Source organism: Stenotrophomonas sp. YJH_SMC_64 (assembly GCF_059371375.1).
In genome coordinates this window covers 181976-199804 of the sequence record NZ_JCAFUN010000007.1, presented here as the reverse complement: position 1 = coordinate 199804, position 17829 = coordinate 181976, and the positions used below count along the sequence as shown (strand labels likewise).

Genomic DNA, 17829 nt, shown 5'->3' with positions numbered 1-17829 from the left:
GCGATGCGAACATCGCCGGTGCCCTGTGCCACTCAGAACTTGTAACCCAGCCCCAGCATCACGCCGTTCTGGATCTGCCCGTCACGACGCTCGCCCACGTAGTCGGCCATGATCGACAGGCGTTCGCTGGCGCGGCTGGTCACGCCCAGGTTCCAGGCCAGCACCTGCTCGCCCACGGCCTGGCTGCTTGCCCCGAACACCAGATCCGGAGCGGCGGCGAAGCCGGTGCCGTAGCGCGCCTGCGAGTCGCCCAGTTCCTTCTGCCAGACCACGCGGGCACGCGGGGTAATGCGCTCGCCGTTGTTGCCTTCGAAGGTCCTGAACAGCTGCAGGCCGGCGCCCACGCGGATGCTCTCCAGGCTGCCGCTGCGACCGACCAGTGCACCCGCACCCTGCCCTTCATTGAAGCGCGTGGCCGAGGTACGCGCGTAGTCCACCACCGGCAACAGCGGCTGGATCACCAGGCCCTTGCCCGTGGTGAATGAGAACGCGTGCTCCACCCGCGCGGAGATCGCATCGTTGCTGTACGTGGCACGCAGCGGCTGCTGCAGGCCATCGATACCGCTGACGCTGCGGCGGGTGTCGTGACGCAGGTCTGTGTAGCGCACCGCCGCCGACAGATAGCCGCGCGAATAGGTCGCGTCCAGGTAGCCGCCCACGTCCAGCGCGCGCACGTCACCACTGAAGTCGGAGCCGTCGCGGCCCTTGGTCGACATATCCGCCGCTGCCACGCTGACGCCCAGGGTGACGCGGTCATCGGCAACGCGGGTATCGGCGCCGACGACGATGCCGCCGATGTTATGGCTCAAGCCTGCCACGCCACCGTCGGCATCGATGCGGCCGTGGCTGGCGAAACCGCGCGCCCACAGGCCATGGTTGCGACCAGAGCCACTGCCTTCACCGCCACCCGCCGCCGGCTCGACCAGATGCATGGCCAGCTGGTTGAACAGGCTGCCGTGGCGCATGCCCGGCTGCGCCGACACCGACTGCGCGGCCTGCGAAGCCAGGCCGTCGGCATCACCACCACTGCGCATCGCGGCCTGGTGTTGCTGCACCACGTCGCCGATGCTGCCCACCAATGCGTTGTCGGCCAGGCGCAGGGTCGCGTGCGCGTCACCGCGCAGGGTACCGGCCTGCTGTGCGATCACGTCACGGTCGGCGAACTGCAGGGCGCCGAGCAGCGACTTCAGGCCACCATCCCTGCGATCGGAAGCGGTCGCCAGCGCGCGGCCCAAGCCATCGCCGGAAGTGCCGTTGGTGAACAGGCCCAGCTGGTCGAAACCCGGGTTGGCGGTCAGCCACAGGCCGTCAGCGGCCTGCTTCACGTTGAAACTCAGCAGCGAGTTGTGGCGCGGGCGGAACACTTCGCCGCCGGTAATGCTGGCGCTGTAGCCGGTGTCACCCAGACGCACGACCTCTTCGAAGCCGCCCTGGTATATCGGGCCCTGCACCAGGTCACGGCGGAAGTCCTGGCCGTAGTAACCCTGCGCCACGTTCAGTTCGAGGAAGGCCCCTTTGGAGATCACCAGCGCGCCGTCGGTCTGCTTGCTGTCGAAGAAACTGCCTACGCGCAGGCGGCCACTGCCCGCCCCGCCGTTCTCGGTCACATCGAACAGCACCTTCCCGCCCGGCATGATGTTGACGTAGCCATGGGTGACCAGATCGCCGCCGCGCGGCATCAGGGTCCCGTACACGCGCAGGCGGTTGAAGCCGTCCTCGCGCCAGGACGGGCGGGTACCGCTGGCCAGCGCACTGAGATCCATAGCGGTGCCGGCCACGTCACCATTGCCGACCAGCATGCCTGCGCCCATTACCCGCACCTCCGAAGCGCGCAGGGCGCCGCCTTCCAGCGCGATGGTGCCGTTGTCGACCAGCATGAAGTCGGCACCGGTGGTCGCGGAGGTCCGCCATGTCGCGCCGTTGGTCACGCGGATCACGCCCATGGAGTTGTCCAGCGTGGACACATCCAGGTCGCCCAGGCGCAGCTTCGACAGCAGCAGGGCCTTGTATGTGGGATCGTTCTGGTAGTCCTGTACCGAGTTCGCGCCGATGCCCTGCGGACCATTGCTGGAGGCGTTGTAGATGCTCTGCGCCAGGTTGATGTAGCTGGACTGCCAGTTGGTGTTCCAGCGCGCGAAGTCATCATCGACGAAGGTCTGCAGCTGGCGACCGGTGCGCAGGTAGCCCGGGTTGATGTCGCCGCTCACGTTGGCGGTGACATTCAACGTATCGCCCGGATCGCGGTAGCCCTTGGCGGTGATGACCCTGTTGCTGTAGATGTCCTGCCCCGGGAACGACTCCAGCTTGCTGCCGCTGCCATCAGGATCGAAAGTGACCGAGGCACCCGTGGTGCGCGCCGGATCGCGGAACACCAGCAGGCCGTTGGGCTGCACGACTTCATACATGGCCTTGTGCAGCAGCCCGGCATCGATGCCACCGCCGTAGTTGCCGGTGTAGATCTGGGTCATCCGCGGCGACGGCGTGTAGATCACTTTGCCGCTGTTGCTGGCCGCGTGGATCTGTACCGAATCGACGATCGGCAGATCACCGGCCAGATAGCGTTCGACGCCACCGGACTGCATGATCGAGCAGGACGAAATGCAGTGGCCGGACACGATGGTGTTCAGGCCGGACGTGCGGATCACGCCCTGCAGCCACTCGCCGGCGATCAGCGCGCCACCATTGGAGGTGCGCAGCACCACTTCGCGGATCGGCCGGCCCTCGGCCTGTGCCTTGGCCAGCAACGCGGGCAACGACACCACATCGGCGTAGGTCACCCCGCCGCTCAGGAAGATGCGATCCCCCTGCACGTGATAACTCATTGCCATGACGTCATCAGCCGCCGCGATGGCGCCAACGGCGATCAGCCCGGCCAGGGCCAGGCTCAACTTCGAATGCTTCATACGTTCTCTCTCTCCACCCGCAACACGCGGGTAAGGAGTCAAACGGCAAAGCGCCGGAATCTCCCCCAGCCCGGTCGGCCGGAAAAAATGAATGCATTCACAATGAGAGAGGGGGCACCACACACTCTTCCCCATCCGGTCATCGTCGCGTAAAACTCGAAGGCGCACCCGTCAACGTCAGCCGAGGCCAGCCCTGTCCGTTCCGTCCCCCCTGATCCACCACGCGCCGGAGCCACCCGCGCCTGCGGACGCCTTCATCGCGTTCGTACGCGAGGAACGCGCGCCACTGTGCGCGTTCCTGCGCACACGGGGCGTCGGGCCGGAGGATGCAGAGGACATCGCGCAGGACTGCATGGAGCGGCTGATCCGCTATCGCGCGCACGGCACCGACGAACTGCGCCTGCTGCTGTATCGTATCGCGCGCAATCGCCTGGCCGATCGCGGCCGATCGCCGCAGTCGCGACCGCACCTGTCACTGGCCGAGCATGATGGTCACGACGAGCCCACCAGCCCGTCGCCGGACCCCTTGCGCCAGGCAGAGTCCGGGCAGATGTTGTCCCTGCTGCGGCAGGCCCTTTTCAAATTGCCCGAGCGTGCGCGCGAGGTGTACCTGCTCAACCGGATCACCGGCATGAGCTATACGCAGATCGCGCGGCACTGTGGAATTACAGCCAAGACCGTGGAAAAACACATCGCCCGCGCCCTGCAGGGCCTGCGCCAGGAGTTGGGACCGGATCCGCTGCACAACGACGGGGATACCGAATGAGCAGCCACCGGCACACGGAAGACGCCTCGCTGTTCGCACGCGCCAGCGCCTGGGTAGCGCGGTTGGAGGCCCCGGACTGCACCCCTGCCGAACGCGAGTCGTTCGAAGACTGGCTGGCTGAAGACCCTGCCCATGTCAAAGCCTGGGCGCAGGCCGAAGATCTTTTCCAGCAAGGCCAGGGCCTGGCTGCGGACCCATGGCTGCGGACGGCTGCGGCGCGTGCGGCACGGCCTGCCCGACGCCGCTGGCTGCCTGCTGCGGCCGCGGCCGCTGGTATCTGCCTGGCCATCGGCGTGGGCTGGATGGTAGCGGTGGATGGCAACCCAGCCCCGCAGCGCTTTGCCAATGACACGCATCAGGCGCAGCGGCTGACCCTGCCCGATGGCAGCGTAGCCATGCTCGATGCCGGCACGACGCTGCACGCACGCTTTGGCTGGCGCCACCGCGAGCTGGACCTCGAACGCGGCCGCCTGCAGTTGCAGGTCGCGCCATCGAACAAAGCACTGCAGCTGCGCGCCGGCACCAGCACCATCCGCGATATCGGCACCACCTTCCAGGTCGAGCGCCTGCACGATGGCCTGGTCGAGGTCGCGCTGCTGGAGGGTGCGGTGGAAGTCAGCAACGGCGCCGCCCAGCACACCCTGGCCCCTGGCCAGCAACTGCAGGTACTCCCCTCCGGGCGCATCCAGCCCGGCCCAGCGTTGTCCTCCACGGCAGCCGCCGAGGGCTGGCTGCGTGGGCAGCTGGTCTTCGATGCCACCCCGCTGTCGATCGTGGTCGAACGCATGAACCGCTATGGCCATGCACCGCTGGTGATCGCCGACCCGGAGATCACCGATCTGGCAGTCAGCGGCACGTTCCGCGCAGGCGACGCACAGGAGTTGCTATCCGCGCTGGAACTTGGCTGGTCCATTGCTGGCCAGACGCGCCCGGATGGCGCGCTGGAACTGCGCCGCACGTACTGAGGAGGCCTGCGGTGATGGCAGGACCAGGCGCGCTGCAGTGGGGGCTGCTCCGCCCCCTGCTGTGCCTGGCGCTGCTGGTCGCCGCGCCGCCTGCCGCCCTCGCAGGCGATCCGGCTGCCACCCACGACTACCGCATCAACGCTGGCCCGTTGCCCTCGGCATTGCAGCAATGGGCACGGCAAAGCGGCATCGCTCTGGTGTTCGATGCCCGGGAACTGGCGGGGCTCCATGCCAACGGCACCCATGGCCAGGCCGATCCAGCATCGGCCCTGAAACAGCTGGTCGCCGGCATGCCGGTGACCATCCTTCGAACACCGTCCGGTGGCTTCGTGGTCCGCCGCATCCGCGTCGCGCCCGCCGTCGCGCCGCCGGTTCCGGCAACGGTGGCGCCGCGCCCGCGCATGCCCCCGCAGTCGCCCCCCCAGGTGGACCTGGCGCCGATCCATGTCACCGGCAGCCGGTTGCCGCGCACCTCCGTGCAGACCACCCTGCCGGTGACCACGATCGATCGCGCAGACATCCTGCGCAGTGGCTACGGCAGCCTGTTCGACCTGCTGCGACACCTGCCCGGCATGAACGGGCTGCCAGCGATGAGCAGCGCACGCAGTGGCGATTCGCAGTACCTGCCTGTCGGTGCAGCCGCCACCACCAGCCTGGATGGCATGGGACCGCGCGCCACCCTGTTCCTGGTCAATGGCCGGCGCCTGCCCCGTTATCCAATGGTGTCCCTGGAACAGGGCGGGCTCACCGACCTGGGCGGCATTCCACTCAGCTTTGTCGAACGCATCGAACTGGTGCGCGGCGGTGCATCGGCCATCTACGGTGCCGATGCCATGTCCGGCGTGGTCAACATCATCCTCCGCGACCAGGCCGACGGCCCGGAGGCAACGCTGCAGACCGGTCTGAGCAGTCGTGGCGACGCTGGCCAGTACCGCGTGCAGGCCGCCACCGGAGGCCTGCGCGGGAGCGGCGACCGCTGGTTCGCAGGCATCGACCTGCATCGCGTCGATCACCTGGCGGGGGACCAGCGTGACTGGCACGCCGAGACGTCGCAGTACCTGATCGGCGCCTTCCGCGATGGCGACTACTGGCCCGCGACGCGCTGCGACGGACCATTGAAACGACGCAATGGCGCCTGCTGGTTCGACAGTTCGCGCCCTCGTTCGCTTCAACCGGCCTCCGATACCGCCTCGGCCTATCTGCGCTACCGGCATGAGCGTGGCCAGGGACGCTACGTCTATGCCGAAGCCCGCGCCAGCCACAACCGGCAGCGTTTCGATCTGGGCCCGACCGCCGTCGCCCTCGGCCTGTACGGGTACACCTTCAACAGCGTCCTGCGCGAAGCCGGCAATGTGCGTCCCCAGGTCCGTGCCACCGACGCCGATATCACCCTGGGCATCGGCCGGGACCAGGGCAGCCACAGCTGGGACGCCGGCATCAGCGCGCAGCGCAGCGACGTCACCCTGGCCACGCCGGGCACCGTGCGCGCCGAACCGTTCATCGAGGCTGCGCAGTCGCTCAGGTTCCTGCCAGGCTTCGATGCATTGCCCGCCGATGAAGCCACTTCGCTCTTCCCATCGATCCGCAACCGTGGACTTACCGAGCAGTGGCAGGGCTGGTGGGGCATACAGCGCGCATTGATGCCGATGCGGGGCGGTAATGCGCAGCTGGCTACCGGCATCGATCTGCGCCATGAACGCTGGACGTCGCACCCGGACACCCTGCTGAGCCAGGGCGATCTGGCACTGGGGCTGCCGCAGCAGCAGCGGCGCCTGTCGCGGCAGAGTGGCGGCGCGTATGCGGAACTGGGCCTGCCACTCACGTCGGAACTGCGCATGGACCTGGCCGCGCGCTGGGACTACGACGGCGACTACACGGCATTCTCGCCCCGTGCCGGCCTGCGCTGGACGCCAACACCGCACTGGTCGTTCCTGCTGGCCAGCGGCCGCGGCTATCGCGCGCCCAGCCTGTTCGAACAGCGCCGCCCGCCAGGACAGTTCGGCACCCTTACCCTGCCCGTCTCAAGCGCACTGCCACCTTGTGCACAGAGCGAGCCGGACGGCCGCTGCGTGGTCACTGCGGATGTGGAGGAGAACAACGCGCTCAAGGCCGAGAGCTCACGCAGCCATTCACTGGCGGCGACCTGGTCACCCAGCGATGCGTTCTCGCTTTCGCTGACCCACAACATCGTCGAGCTGCGCAACGAGATCCTCGCGCTGCAGCCGGCCGATGCCGTGTGGAACCGTGACACCTGGCAATTGGATGAGGATGGCAACCTGAGCAGCCTCCGCCTGTCGTTCGACAATATCGGCCGCACCACTTCCCGCAACTGGGTGCTGCGTGGCGAATACCGGATCGACACCGGCAGCACCGGCCAGTGGTTGTTCTCGCTGGACGCGCTGAAGCAGCAGGAGCTGCGCCGCCGTCGGGACCACGAGCCGGCGATCGACCTGCGCGGGCATGTCACGCCCGAGATGGCGGCGGTCCTCAACGTGCAATGGCAGAACAGCAACTGGGACATCGCCCTGCGCGGCAACCAGGTGGGCCGCACCCGCGCATGGCTGCCCGGCGCCGAGTGCCCGCAGCGGCAGATCGAACAGAACCACTGCATGAATCCGCGCCAGCTGCGCTGGAACCTGCACCTGGCGCGCCGCCTGGGCACACGCGTCATCGCGGCGCTGGACGTGCACAACGTGCTTGATGCGCAACCGGTGAACTACCTGGTCGGCAATGGTGGGCAGATGCCGGGGCTGGACGATCCACTGGGTCGCTACTACCTGCTTACCCTGCAGTTCCGCTGAGCGTAGTACGCTACGCGGCCTGTTCCACCGGTCTGCCACCTTCCCCATGAAAGCCTATCTCTGGTTCTGGGGCGCGTTCCTGCTGTTCTTCGCGTTGCCCTTCCCCTGCATCCTCTATTTCGGAACCTCCTGGCCGGTGGCGCTGGCTGATCGCAGCGCGCCATGGCTGTCCCTGCTGCTGCTTGTGCTGTCGCTGGCTGCATGGCTCTCTCTGCTGTTCGCGTTCCTGCATTTCCTGCTGCTCGGCCCACCGCGCGCCCTGCATCGCGTCCGCTCGATCCTCGCCGATGGCGAACCGCGCGATGCGCTGATCGAACACGCTGAACAGACCGGCGTACAGGTGCGTGGCTTCGCGCAATGGAAACTGCAGCTGTCCTTCAAGAACCTGTCCGGCACGCCGATCCGCGAACAGCTGCTGGTGGTCGACAGCAAGCCGCAACTGCAGCGCTTCGGCGTCGGCAGGCACGTCGATGCACGCCTGAGCCAGGTGCCGGGCGCGTTCCCGAACGTGGTACTGGACGGTGCCCAGCCCGAACTGGATGTCGCCAGCCTGTGGCGGCGAAGCATCGGCGCAGCGCTCTGCATCGTCCTGGTAGCCGCTGCCTATGTGGCGGCCTACCGGCTGCAGAACGAGGGGCTGGGCTGGACCTTCCTGTCGTTCGGTCACCCGCTGCTGGTATGCCCGCTGGTGCTGTGTGGCTATGCGCTGGGGCTGCGCCTGCTCGGCCGCCTGCTGCACGCCGATGCCCGCGGTGATGCGCTGAAGTATCGCGGCATCGGCGTGGAGGCCCGGGTATTGAAGGTCCGTCAGACCGGCATCTACCTCAACGAACAACCGCAGGTGGAGTTCCAGCTGGAATACATCGACCGCGAAGGCAACGTGCAGCAGGCCCGCGTGCGCCGCTTCATCCCGCTGATTGAACTGGCCAACATCCCGCGCGAGCACGTAACGCTGCTGTACGACCCGGATGACCGCAGCAACGTGCGGCTGGAGGGAATATGAAGCAGCCTCCCTCCACCCGCACGGTGTTCCTGGTACTGCTGCTGGTTCTGGCGGGCGCGGCCATTGCCGGCGGCGCAGTGCAGACCATCAGCGAAACGCTGGGGCATTCGGTACAGCCGGACCGGTTGCCTCCCTCCGTCTCGTCACAGTTGCCGCGCGAACAACCCGTATCGCTTGTGCCGTCCCCGGCGCCCTTCCCCGCGGCGAGTACCGCTGCGGCGCCCGAGCGCAACAATCGCCTGTTCGATGCGGACTACCTGCTGGCTGCCCGCCAAGCACTGGAGCAGCTGCCGGCACTGGCCGGCCAGCGGCTGACGGTCTTCCACAGCATCCACTTCTACGACGATGGCCGCATCAACCTGGATCTGGTCGATCCGCAACAGCCGGGCCACGTCGACAGCTATCACTTTGAACGTGGCCAGTGGCGCAAGGGCAATCCGGTGAACCCGCAGCAGTTCGCGCCGACCATCAGCCTGCAGCGCAGCAGCACGCCTCTGGCCAACGTTGATTTCGATGCCGTGCCACGCGTGGCCAAAGCGCTGCAGGAACAGCGCAATGCGCTGCAGAACCCCGCATCCGAAGTCGGCCATGTCTACGTGATCGTGCGCAAAGCCGGCAAACTGGTATGGCTGCCGGACGAAGTGGCCGGTGATCGCGAATCCGTGCGGCTGCAGTTCGACGCACAGGGCAACGCCCGCGGCGTAAGCCGTCAGTAGGCAACGCGACCCATCCAGCTCTGGCAGCCGTTACTCCAGCAGGTAGAGCAAGGCCATTTGTTCGCTGACGAGAAGACTTGAACCAGCCGGCAGCCAATGCGGATACCCTCGATGGATCACAACTCCCAGTACTTGGAACCTTGGGTTTCATGCAGCCGGGATAGGAAGCCTGCAAGCGAGTCCGATGCTTCAGGCCAATCTTTTCGCTCGTCCAAAGGCAGGCAGACTAGCACCGTACCAAAGGCGTTCATCACCAGTAGATCTGAGTCGCCGTAGAAGCGGCCAAATACGACATCGCCGCTCCGGAAATCCAACGGACGCGAACCAGCGAGGAAGGTCGTCTGAACGTGTGCATCCTCGACGCTGAGCATCTCCATGCCCCATTGACCGAATTGCTCGTCCTTGAACAATTCCGCCGAAGCGTACACCTTCCAGAATGCGAGCAACTGCGCTGGGCAGCCCTGTAATCGCCGGTCTTCTGATATTGCAGCACCAAGTTCTACGAAGAAGGATCGAAGCAGGAAAGGACACGCCCCATGCTGATGCATGGCGACCCGAGGCTTTGACCACTCCGCCCGGATGGCATCGATAACTGCAAACAGCGCGTTGATTCCCCTAGCCATCAGAAAATCATAACGAGGCCAGGCTAGCGATGACCAGGCAAAACTGAACGGGCTATGGCGTACTGCGCGCCGTAGTACGTGGACAACACCAGCAGGCTGGCCAACGGCAGGCCACCGGCGAAGCGGTCCCAGGCCAGCAGGGAATCGCTGGCCACGAACAGCAATGCACCTGCCGCGGCCCAGCGGGCGCTTCTGGCGTCCACGGCACCGGGCTGCGGGCTGCGCCACTGCCGTGCCAGGGCCAGCACCGCCATCGACGCCAGCACCACCACGTAGGCCAGCACCGGCACACGCATCGGCACCGGCAGGTGCGGCCACAGGCCCATCACGTTGAGCACGGCAAATGCACCCAGCAGCACAGCGGCGCCGAACAGCCCACGCCCGGCACGCAGGCCATCGCGGAAGGCGACGATGTAGCAGACATGCGCCAGCAGGAACGCGACCAGTCCCGGCACGAACGCATCCATCGGCAGCATCAGCGCGATGTCGCCCACGCACGAAAGCAGCATGCCGGCCAGCACCGCGCGGCGGTAGAACGGCGGCGCCGGATCATGCACGCGCCAGACGATGGCGGCGATCAGCAGCGTGGTGGCCGGCTTGGCCAGCCAGTGCAGCCAACGCCCATCGCCGTGCAGGAATGCGCCCATGATGGCGAGGATCGCCGTCAGCAGGATCACGCCATCGCGGGCGCGTGGGTTCATCGTGCCTTCCACAGATCTGCAAGGCGGTCGGGCTTGCCGGTGATGCGCTCCAGCACCGGGTACTGCAGGCCACCGTGGTAAGCGATGCTCATGGTTTCAATGCGGTCGAACTGCTTCACCAGCAACATGATCGGCGCCTTGTCCTTCGCTGCCGCAGCCACCGCGTCCTTCAAGCGCTGGCTGCTGTACTCGCGCCCGCCCACCGCGATCACCTTCATGCCAGGTGCAAGACCGGCGTTGAAGGCCGGGCTGTCCCAGATCACATCACCGACCGTGCCGTTGTCGAGCACGGTCGCACCCAGCGAGTACGCCAGCAGCGCCGCCTTCGCGCGCTTCTCCTGCGCCTTGTAGGCATCGTTCGGGGTATCGCGGTAGACCAGCTTCCAACCCGCCAGCTCCAGGCCGCCAGTCAACGAACCGTGGCCGTCCAGGCGCCCGCGCAGGAACGTGGCCCAGTCGTACGGCGCGATGCCGTTCAAGGTCGCGACCACGTCATTGAAGGTGTACGGATTGACGTCCCAGTCGCCATTGCCGACGCCGAAAAAGGCGCGCGCGAAGTCGTCCAGGCTGCGGCGGTTGCCGCTCAGTTCGCGCAGCTTGCCCTCCACTTCCAGCCACAGCATCTGGCCGCCGGAGTAGTAGTCCTCGCTCATCTGGTAGTTGCGATACGGCAGCGTGCGACGCTGGGCGATGGTCGGGTCATTGGTGGTGTCCTGCAGCGGACGCCAGGCCAGGCCCGGGCGGCCACGGTCATAGGTCGCGGCCACATTGGCCAGCATGTCGCGCGCCTGCGCAGCCGACCACAACCCCGAGCGTGCTGCCAGCACCTGCCCCCAGAACTGGGTCTGCCCTTCGTACACCCAAAGCAGGCTGTCGCCCATGGGCACGTTGAAGTTGGCGGTGGCCAGGTCGGCGCCGCGACGGTACTTGCCGTTCCAGGAATGGGTGTACTCGTGCGGCAGCAGGTCACGCATCCACGCGTTGCTGTCCCACTCGGTGAAGTAGCCCGGATCGGCACTGTTCTCGCTGGAACGGTGATGCTCCAGGCCGATGCCACCGAGGCGGTCGGTCAATGCCAGCAGGAACTCATAGTGGTTGTAGTGGCGCGCACCGTAGAGCTTGTCGGCCTGCTGCACCAGCGCGCGGTGCATCGTGATCTGCGCCTCGCTCGGCTTCAGCGACTTGGCGTCGTCGGCAAACACATTGAGGTGCACCGGTACCTTCGCGCCCGGATCGAGATCAATGCGCTGATAGTGCTCGCCGGCAAACAGCGGCGAATCGACCAGGTGGTCGTAGGAGATCGGCTTGAACACCACGGTGTCGCCGTCGCGGCGCGCGGTTTCCAGCGCAGTGGCGAATGACCAGCCCTTGGGCAGGGTCACGCTGGCCTGCGCCTGCAGCTGGCGCGCATCGACGCCGGCCGGATACAGCGAGTTGGCGTTCCACTGCAGGTTGAGCATCTCCGGAGTCATCACCACCCGCCCCTGGCTGCCACCCTGCGACGACAGGAAATCGAAGTGGGCGACGATCTCGCTGGCGCCCTCCGGCACGTTCACCTTGAACGCATAGACGTTGTACTGATCGCGCTGCCAGGCCAGCGGCCTGCCGTTGGCGGTCACGCGCAGGCCGGCCAATTTATCGATCGGGCCGGTGGGCGAATGGTTGCCGGGAATCCACTGCGGGTACAGCAGGGTCATCGGGCCGGGTTTGGCCGGCACCGTGGCGGTCACCTTGAAGATGCGACGGGCCAGATCGCGCGCGTCGACCTCGATGCGCAGCAGGCCGGCAGCCGCCGCGTTCGCCGGTGGCGAGGTCTGCGCCAGTGCAGGCGCGGCCGCCAGCGCGAACAGCAACGACATCGCCAAGGCTCGGGTCTTCATCGGGCAACTTCCAACAACGGAGAATCTTCCGATGCTAGGCCTGTAAAGTGCCCCGCCCCATGGCCAAAGGTCATGGGCGGGCCGCTCATCCACGCATGCCAAAAAGCGTGCGAACCAAGGTTCGCACCCACCAGAGCAGTTTCAGTAGATCCACGCCATGCGTGGATGAGGCGCTTCCCGGTCAGTCGACCAGGCGCAGGCGCAGTTCCTTCGGCAGCGCGAACACCATCGATTCCGGTTCGCCGTCCAGTTCGCCCACGCCGCTGGCGCCCAGCTCGGCCAGGCGCGCGAGCACGCCGTCGACCAGCACCTGCGGCGCCGAGGCACCTGCGGTCACGCCGATGTGCTGCTTGCCTGCCACCCACGCCGGGTCGATCTCGTGCGCGCCGTCGATCAGGTACGACTCCACGCCTTCACGGCGGGCCAGCTCGCTCAAACGGTTGGAGTTCGAGCTGTTCGGCGAACCGACCACCAGCACCAGGTCGCAGCGCTTGGCCAGATCGCGCACGGCGTCCTGGCGGTTCTGCGTGGCGTAGCAGATGTCGTCGTTCTTCGGGCCCTGCATGGCCGGGAAACGCTCGCGCAGGGCATCGATGATGCCGCGCGTATCATCCACCGACAGCGTGGTCTGGGTGGTGTAGGCGAAGTTTTCCGGCTGGTTGATGTGCAGCGTGGCGACCTGCTCCACGTCTTCCACCAGGTAGATCTGGCCGGTACCGGCTTCGCGGTTCCACTGGCCCATGGTGCCTTCCACCTCCGGGTGACCGGCGTGGCCGATCAGCACCACGTCACGGCCGGCACGGCAGTGGCGGGCAACTTCGAAGTGGACCTTGGTCACCAGCGGGCAGGTGGCGTCGAACACCTTCAGGCCACGGCGCTCGGCTTCCTGGCGCACCGCCTGGGACACGCCATGGGCACTGAAGATCACCGTGTTGTTGTCCGGCACTTCGTCAAGTTCTTCGACGAAGATCGCGCCGCGCTGCTTCAGGTCGTCGACCACGAAGCGGTTGTGCACCACTTCATGGCGGACGTAGATGGGCGCGCCCAGCGTTTCGATCGCGCGCTTGACGATCTCGATCGCACGATCGACGCCGGCACAGAAACCACGCGGGTTGGCGAGCAGCACATCCATCAGTTCAATCTCCCGGCAGCGGCCGGTTTACGGTTTCGGATTGGCATTATCCGCCTTTTTGGCGGACTTGCCGTCGAACAGGCCAAACAGGGCGATGCCGATGGCACCCACCACGATGGCCGAATCGGCGATGTTGAACGAGGGCCAGGTGTAGCTGCCCACGTACCACTGGATGAAATCGACCACATGACCATGCACCTGGCGGTCGATCACGTTGCCGATCGCGCCGCCGATGATCAGCGCATACGGCACGGCCGCCTTCCAGTTGCCACGGGCGGTGCCGCGCAGCCACCAGGCCATCAGGCCGCTGATGACGATCGCCAGCACGGTGAAGAAGTGCTTCTGCCAGCCTCCGGCGTCGCTCAGGAAACTGAACGCCGCACCGGTGTTGTAGGTGCGGTACCAGTTCCAGAAGCCGTCGATGACCACCACCGGCTGGAACTCCGGCAGGCTCGACAGGACCCAGGCCTTGGACCACTGGTCCAGGCCGATGATGGCGGCCGACAGCAGCAGCCAGACCAGGGCGTTCGGGTGCGGACGGGGGGCGGCCATCAGAACCAGCTCCGCACTTCACCGGCACCGGTGATGTTGCTCACGCAGCGACCGCACAGCTCCGGATGATCGGCATTGCTGCCGACGTCGGCGCGGTGGTGCCAGCAACGCACGCACTTGGCCTTGGTGGTCGGCTGGGCGCTGACGAACACCTCGTCGGTGGTCGCCGGGCGCACCTGCACGTCACCACTGATGAACAGGAAACGCAGTTCATCGGCCAGCGGCTGCCAGCGCGCGGCCTGCTCTTCGTTGGCGGCGATGGTGATCTCCGCTTCCAGCGCGGCACCGATGGCGCCGTTGGCACGCATCGGCTCGAGCACCTTGGCCACCTGCTCGCGCACGGCCAGCAACTGGTCGAAATCGGCGGCGTTGAGCTGGGCATCGGCCGGCAGCGGCGCCAGGCCGTCGTACCAGGTGGTGAACAGCACGTGCCCGGCGCGTTCGCCCGGCAGGTAGCCCCACAGCTCGTCGGCGGTGAAGGTCAGGATCGGCGCGACCCAGCGGGTGAACGCTTCGGCGATGTGGTACATCGCGCTCTGTGCCGAACGGCGACCGTGCGAATCGGTCGGCATCGTGTACAGGCGGTCCTTGGTCACGTCCAGGTACAGCGAGCCCAGGTCCACGCTGCAGAAGTTCAGCAGCAGCTGCACGATCTCGGCCATGTTGTAGCCATCGTAGGCTGCCTTGATCTTCTCCTGCAGTTCCCACGCGCGATGCACGATCCAGCGGTCCAGCGCGACCATCTGGTCCAGCGGCTGCAGGTGCTGGGCCGGATCGAAACCGTCCAGGTTGCCGAGCAGGAAGCGCGCGGTGTTGCGCAGGCGACGGTAGGCGTCGGCGTTGCGCTTGAGGATCTCCTGCGACAGCGACATCTCGTTGCTGTAGTCGGCCGAGGCGATCCACAGGCGCAGGATGTCCGCGCCCAGCTTGTTCATGATGTCCTGCGGCTCGATGCCGTTGCCCAGCGACTTGGACATCTTGCGGCCGTGCTCGTCCACGGTGAAGCCGTGGGTCAGGCACTGCTTGTACGGGGCGCGCTTGTCGATCGCCACGCCGGTCAGCAGCGAGGACTGGAACCAGCCGCGGTGCTGGTCGGAACCTTCCAGGTACAGGTCGGCCGGCTTGCCGAAGCCACGCGCGGCAAGCACGCCCTCATGGGTCACGCCCGAATCGAACCAGACGTCGAGGATGTCGGTGACCTTCTCGTAGTCGGCCGCTTCGGCACCCAGCAGTTCGGCAGCATCCAGCGAATACCACACGTCGATGCCCTCGGCTTCGACGCGGTCGGCGACCTGCTGCATCAGCTCCACCGAACGCGGGTGGATCTCGCCGGTCTGCCGATGGGTGAACAGGGCGATCGGCACACCCCAGGTACGCTGGCGCGAGATGGTCCAGTCCGGACGGCCGTCGACCATGCTCTGGATGCGCGCCTTGCCCCAGGTCGGGAACCAGCCGACGGTGTCGATGGCGGCCAGCGCATCGTTGCGCAGGTTGGCCTTGTCCATCGAGATGAACCACTGCGGGGTGGCGCGGAACACCACCGGCGTCTTGTGGCGCCAGCAGTGCGGGTAGCTGTGGCGGATCGGATGGAAGGCCAGCAGCGAACCGTTGTCGCGCAGCACGCCGACGATGGCCTCCTGCGCCTTCCACAGGTGCTGGCCAGCCAGCACCACGTCACCGGCCGGCGGGGTCGATTCCAGGTACACGCCACGGCCGTCGATCGGGGTCACCTGGCCGGCGTTGTACTTGTCCAGCAGGCCGTACTTCTGGCTGACCACGAAGTCTTCCTGGCCGTGGCCGGGAGCGGTGTGCACCGCACCGGTACCGTCCTCGTCGGAGACGTGGTCGCCGTTGAGCACCAGGATCTCGCGCTCCGGGTAGAACGGGTGCGCCAGCAGCTGGTTCTCCAGCGCCGCACCGGTGGTTTCACCGTGCAGCACCAGGTTTTCGACGCCATAGCGCTGCAGCGCGCGCTCGGCCAGCGCCGCAGCCAGCACCAGCCAACGGCGCTTGCCGTTGTGCGCCGGGCCTTCGGCCAGCACGTAGGTGATCTCCGCGCCCAGCGACACCGCCAGCGAGGCCGGCAGCGTCCACGGGGTGGTGGTCCAGATCGGTACGGCCACTTCCACGTCGGCCGGCACGCTCACGCCGAACGCCTGGCCGATGGCCTGCGCATCGCGTGCGGCGTAGGCCACGTCGATCGCCGGCGATTCCTTTTCCTGGTACTCGATCTCGGCCTCGGCCAGCGCCGAGCCACAGTCGAAGCACCAGTACACCGGCTTGGCGCCACGCACCAGGTGGCCGTTGGCCACAACCTTGGACAGCGCACGGATCTCGTTGGCTTCGAAGTCGAAGCTCAGGGTCTTGTACGGGTTGTCCCAGTCACCGGTCACGCCCAGCCGCTTGAAGTCCACGCGCTGGATATTGATCTGCTCTTCGGCGAACTCGCGGCACTTCTGGCGGAATTCGACGGCGTCGAGCTTGGTGCCGACCTTGCCCCACTTCTTTTCCACCGCGATCTCGATCGGCAGGCCATGGCAGTCCCAGCCCGGCACGTAGGGCGCATCGAAGCCGGCCAGGTAGCGCGACTTGACGATGATGTCCTTCAGGATCTTGTTGACCGCGTGGCCCAGGTGGATGCGGCCGTTGGCGTACGGCGGGCCATCGTGCAGCACGAACAGCGGGCGGCCGGCGGCGTTGTCGCGCAGCTGCTGGTAGAGCCCCTGCGCTTCCCACCGCGCCAGAATGCCCGGCTCGCGCTTGGGCAGGTCGCCGCGCATCGGGAATTCGGTGGCTGGCAGGTTCAGGGTGGTCTTGTAGTCCTGGCTCACGCAGTGGCTCGCAATCTATGTTCGGAAAGGATGGCGCGCGCCTGTTCGGCGTCGCGGTGCATCTGGTCGGTCAGCGCCGCCAGATCATTGAATTTCTCTTCGTCGCGCAGCTTGGCGACGAACTCCACATCGATGTGGCGCCCGTACAGGTCGCCCTGGAAATCGAACAGGTGGGCTTCCAGCAGCGGCTCCACGCCCTCCACCGTCGGGCGGGTGCCGAAGCTGGACACCGACGGCCACGGCTGGTCGAACACGCCATGCACCCAGGTCGCGTAGATGCCCGACAGTGCCGGGGTCTTCGGGAACCGCAGGTTGGCGGTGGGGAAGCCCAGCGTACGGCCGAGCTGGCGCCCGCGCACCACCCGGCCGCTGATCGCGTACGGACGACCCAGCAGATCGTTGGCACGGGCGAAGTCGCCCTGCTGCAGCAGCTGGCGGATGCGGGTGCTGGAAATGCGTTCGCCATGCAGGTCGACCGCTTCAATTTCGCCCGCAGTGAAACCCAGTTCGGCACCCATTTTCTGCAGCAGAGCCAGGTCGCCGCGGCGGCGGTTGCCGAAGCAGAACTCGGGGCCGATCCAGACCTCACGCGCACTCAGGCGCTTGACCAGCAACTGGCGCACGAAGGTCTCGGCCGGCATCGCTGCCATCGCCGCGTCGAATCGCAGCAGGCCGACCGCATCGACACCGAGCTCGCGCAGGATCTCGACCTTGCTGCGCGCCAGGGTCAGCCGCGGCGGCGGTGTGCCCTGGGCGAAGAACTCACGCGGCAGCGGCTCGAACGCCACGGCCACGGCGGCCACGCCCAAGGCGCGCGCGCGGGCAACCGCATGGCGGACCAGCGCACGATGGCCCAGGTGGAGGCCGTCGAATGCACCGATACAGACCACGCTTCCGTTGGGGAACAGCTCCCCGCCCTCGACGCTTCTGAACAGCCTGCTCATCAACTCTCGTTC

13 protein-coding genes are annotated in these 17829 nt (G+C 66.6%); 5 read left to right on the top strand and 8 right to left on the bottom strand.

The genetic code is table 11. From position 1 onward, the window contains the following. Nucleotides 1–32: 32 nt before the first annotated feature. The gene (locus AC5P9L_RS09540; protein ID WP_495230605.1) at nt 33–2903 is read right to left on the bottom strand and encodes an autotransporter domain-containing protein; all 2871 of its coding nucleotides are present in this window, start codon (nt 2901–2903) and stop codon (nt 33–35) included. 256 nt (nt 2904–3159) lie between these two features. Between AC5P9L_RS09540 and AC5P9L_RS09535 the strand changes: the two genes are divergently transcribed. Genes AC5P9L_RS09535 through AC5P9L_RS09515 form a run of 5 tightly spaced genes read left to right on the top strand, consistent with a single transcriptional unit; the run spans nt 3160 to nt 9154 of the window. Next, the gene (locus AC5P9L_RS09535) at nt 3160–3669 is read left to right on the top strand and encodes an RNA polymerase sigma factor (RefSeq protein WP_080052359.1); all 510 of its coding nucleotides are present in this window, start codon (nt 3160–3162) and stop codon (nt 3667–3669) included. Then, nucleotides 3666–4634, top strand: a complete 969-nt coding sequence (locus AC5P9L_RS09530; RefSeq protein WP_049448433.1) for a FecR family protein — start codon at nt 3666–3668, stop codon at nt 4632–4634. Before AC5P9L_RS09535 ends, AC5P9L_RS09530 begins: the two co-directional genes overlap by 4 nt. 14 nt (nt 4635–4648) lie before the next feature. After that, on the top strand, nt 4649–7435 hold the full coding sequence (locus AC5P9L_RS09525) for a TonB-dependent receptor (RefSeq protein ID WP_099527506.1): 2787 nt from the start codon (nt 4649–4651) through the stop codon (nt 7433–7435). 46 nt (nt 7436–7481) lie between these two features. Beyond that, on the top strand, nt 7482–8438 hold the full coding sequence (locus AC5P9L_RS09520; protein ID WP_262101959.1) for a hypothetical protein: 957 nt from the start codon (nt 7482–7484) through the stop codon (nt 8436–8438). Continuing rightward, a complete protein-coding gene (locus tag AC5P9L_RS09515; protein ID WP_262101958.1) occupies nt 8435–9154 on the top strand; it encodes a hypothetical protein in 720 nt (239 codons plus the stop codon). The genes AC5P9L_RS09520 and AC5P9L_RS09515 overlap by 4 nt, the downstream gene beginning before the upstream one ends. Nucleotides 9155–9270: 116 nt before the next feature. On the opposite strand, the gene AC5P9L_RS09510 is transcribed toward AC5P9L_RS09515, so the two are convergent. From AC5P9L_RS09510 to AC5P9L_RS09480, 7 genes are all read right to left on the bottom strand, one after another. Then, complete coding sequence (locus AC5P9L_RS09510) at nt 9271–9777, bottom strand: hypothetical protein (protein WP_262101957.1); 507 nt, start codon at nt 9775–9777, stop codon at nt 9271–9273. A gap of 23 nt (nt 9778–9800) precedes the next feature. After that, nucleotides 9801–10478, bottom strand: a complete 678-nt coding sequence (locus AC5P9L_RS09505) for a lysoplasmalogenase (protein ID WP_262101956.1) — start codon at nt 10476–10478, stop codon at nt 9801–9803. Beyond that, on the bottom strand, nt 10475–12358 hold the full coding sequence (locus tag AC5P9L_RS09500; protein WP_262101955.1) for a M61 family metallopeptidase: 1884 nt from the start codon (nt 12356–12358) through the stop codon (nt 10475–10477). The genes AC5P9L_RS09505 and AC5P9L_RS09500 overlap by 4 nt, the downstream gene beginning before the upstream one ends. Nucleotides 12359–12539: 181 nt before the next feature. Then, nucleotides 12540–13490 carry a 4-hydroxy-3-methylbut-2-enyl diphosphate reductase gene (ispH, locus tag AC5P9L_RS09495; protein WP_019337505.1) on the bottom strand — a complete coding sequence of 317 codons (951 nt, stop codon included), beginning with the start codon at nt 13488–13490 and terminating at the stop codon, nt 12540–12542. A 27-nt stretch (nt 13491–13517) separates the two neighbouring features. Continuing rightward, nucleotides 13518–14042 carry a signal peptidase II gene (gene lspA, locus AC5P9L_RS09490; protein ID WP_010483311.1) on the bottom strand — a complete coding sequence of 175 codons (525 nt, stop codon included), beginning with the start codon at nt 14040–14042 and terminating at the stop codon, nt 13518–13520. After that, the gene (gene ileS / locus AC5P9L_RS09485; RefSeq protein ID WP_262101954.1) at nt 14042–16873 is read right to left on the bottom strand and encodes an isoleucine--tRNA ligase; all 2832 of its coding nucleotides are present in this window, start codon (nt 16871–16873) and stop codon (nt 14042–14044) included. Before ileS ends, lspA begins: the two co-directional genes overlap by 1 nt. Beyond that, nucleotides 16870–17817, bottom strand: a complete 948-nt coding sequence (locus tag AC5P9L_RS09480; protein ID WP_012479506.1) for a bifunctional riboflavin kinase/FAD synthetase — start codon at nt 17815–17817, stop codon at nt 16870–16872. Before AC5P9L_RS09480 ends, ileS begins: the two co-directional genes overlap by 4 nt. Between the last annotated feature and the right edge of the window lie 12 nt (nt 17818–17829).

Coding starts and splice junctions, on each gene's coding strand:
- AC5P9L_RS09540 (WP_495230605.1), bottom strand. CDS start 2,903: ATGAAGCATTCGAAGTTGAGCCTGGCCCTGGCCGGGCTGATCGCCGTT.
- AC5P9L_RS09530 (WP_049448433.1), top strand. CDS start 3,666: ATGAGCAGCCACCGGCACACGGAAGACGCCTCGCTGTTCGCACGCGCC.
- AC5P9L_RS09525 (WP_099527506.1), top strand. CDS start 4,649: ATGGCAGGACCAGGCGCGCTGCAGTGGGGGCTGCTCCGCCCCCTGCTG.
- AC5P9L_RS09520 (WP_262101959.1), top strand. CDS start 7,482: ATGAAAGCCTATCTCTGGTTCTGGGGCGCGTTCCTGCTGTTCTTCGCG.
- AC5P9L_RS09515 (WP_262101958.1), top strand. CDS start 8,435: ATGAAGCAGCCTCCCTCCACCCGCACGGTGTTCCTGGTACTGCTGCTG.
- AC5P9L_RS09510 (WP_262101957.1), bottom strand. CDS start 9,777: ATGGCTAGGGGAATCAACGCGCTGTTTGCAGTTATCGATGCCATCCGG.
- AC5P9L_RS09505 (WP_262101956.1), bottom strand. CDS start 10,478: ATGAACCCACGCGCCCGCGATGGCGTGATCCTGCTGACGGCGATCCTC.
- AC5P9L_RS09500 (WP_262101955.1), bottom strand. CDS start 12,358: ATGAAGACCCGAGCCTTGGCGATGTCGTTGCTGTTCGCGCTGGCGGCC.
- ispH (WP_019337505.1), bottom strand. CDS start 13,490: ATGGATGTGCTGCTCGCCAACCCGCGTGGTTTCTGTGCCGGCGTCGAT.
- lspA (WP_010483311.1), bottom strand. CDS start 14,042: ATGGCCGCCCCCCGTCCGCACCCGAACGCCCTGGTCTGGCTGCTGCTG.
- AC5P9L_RS09480 (WP_012479506.1), bottom strand. CDS start 17,817: ATGAGCAGGCTGTTCAGAAGCGTCGAGGGCGGGGAGCTGTTCCCCAAC.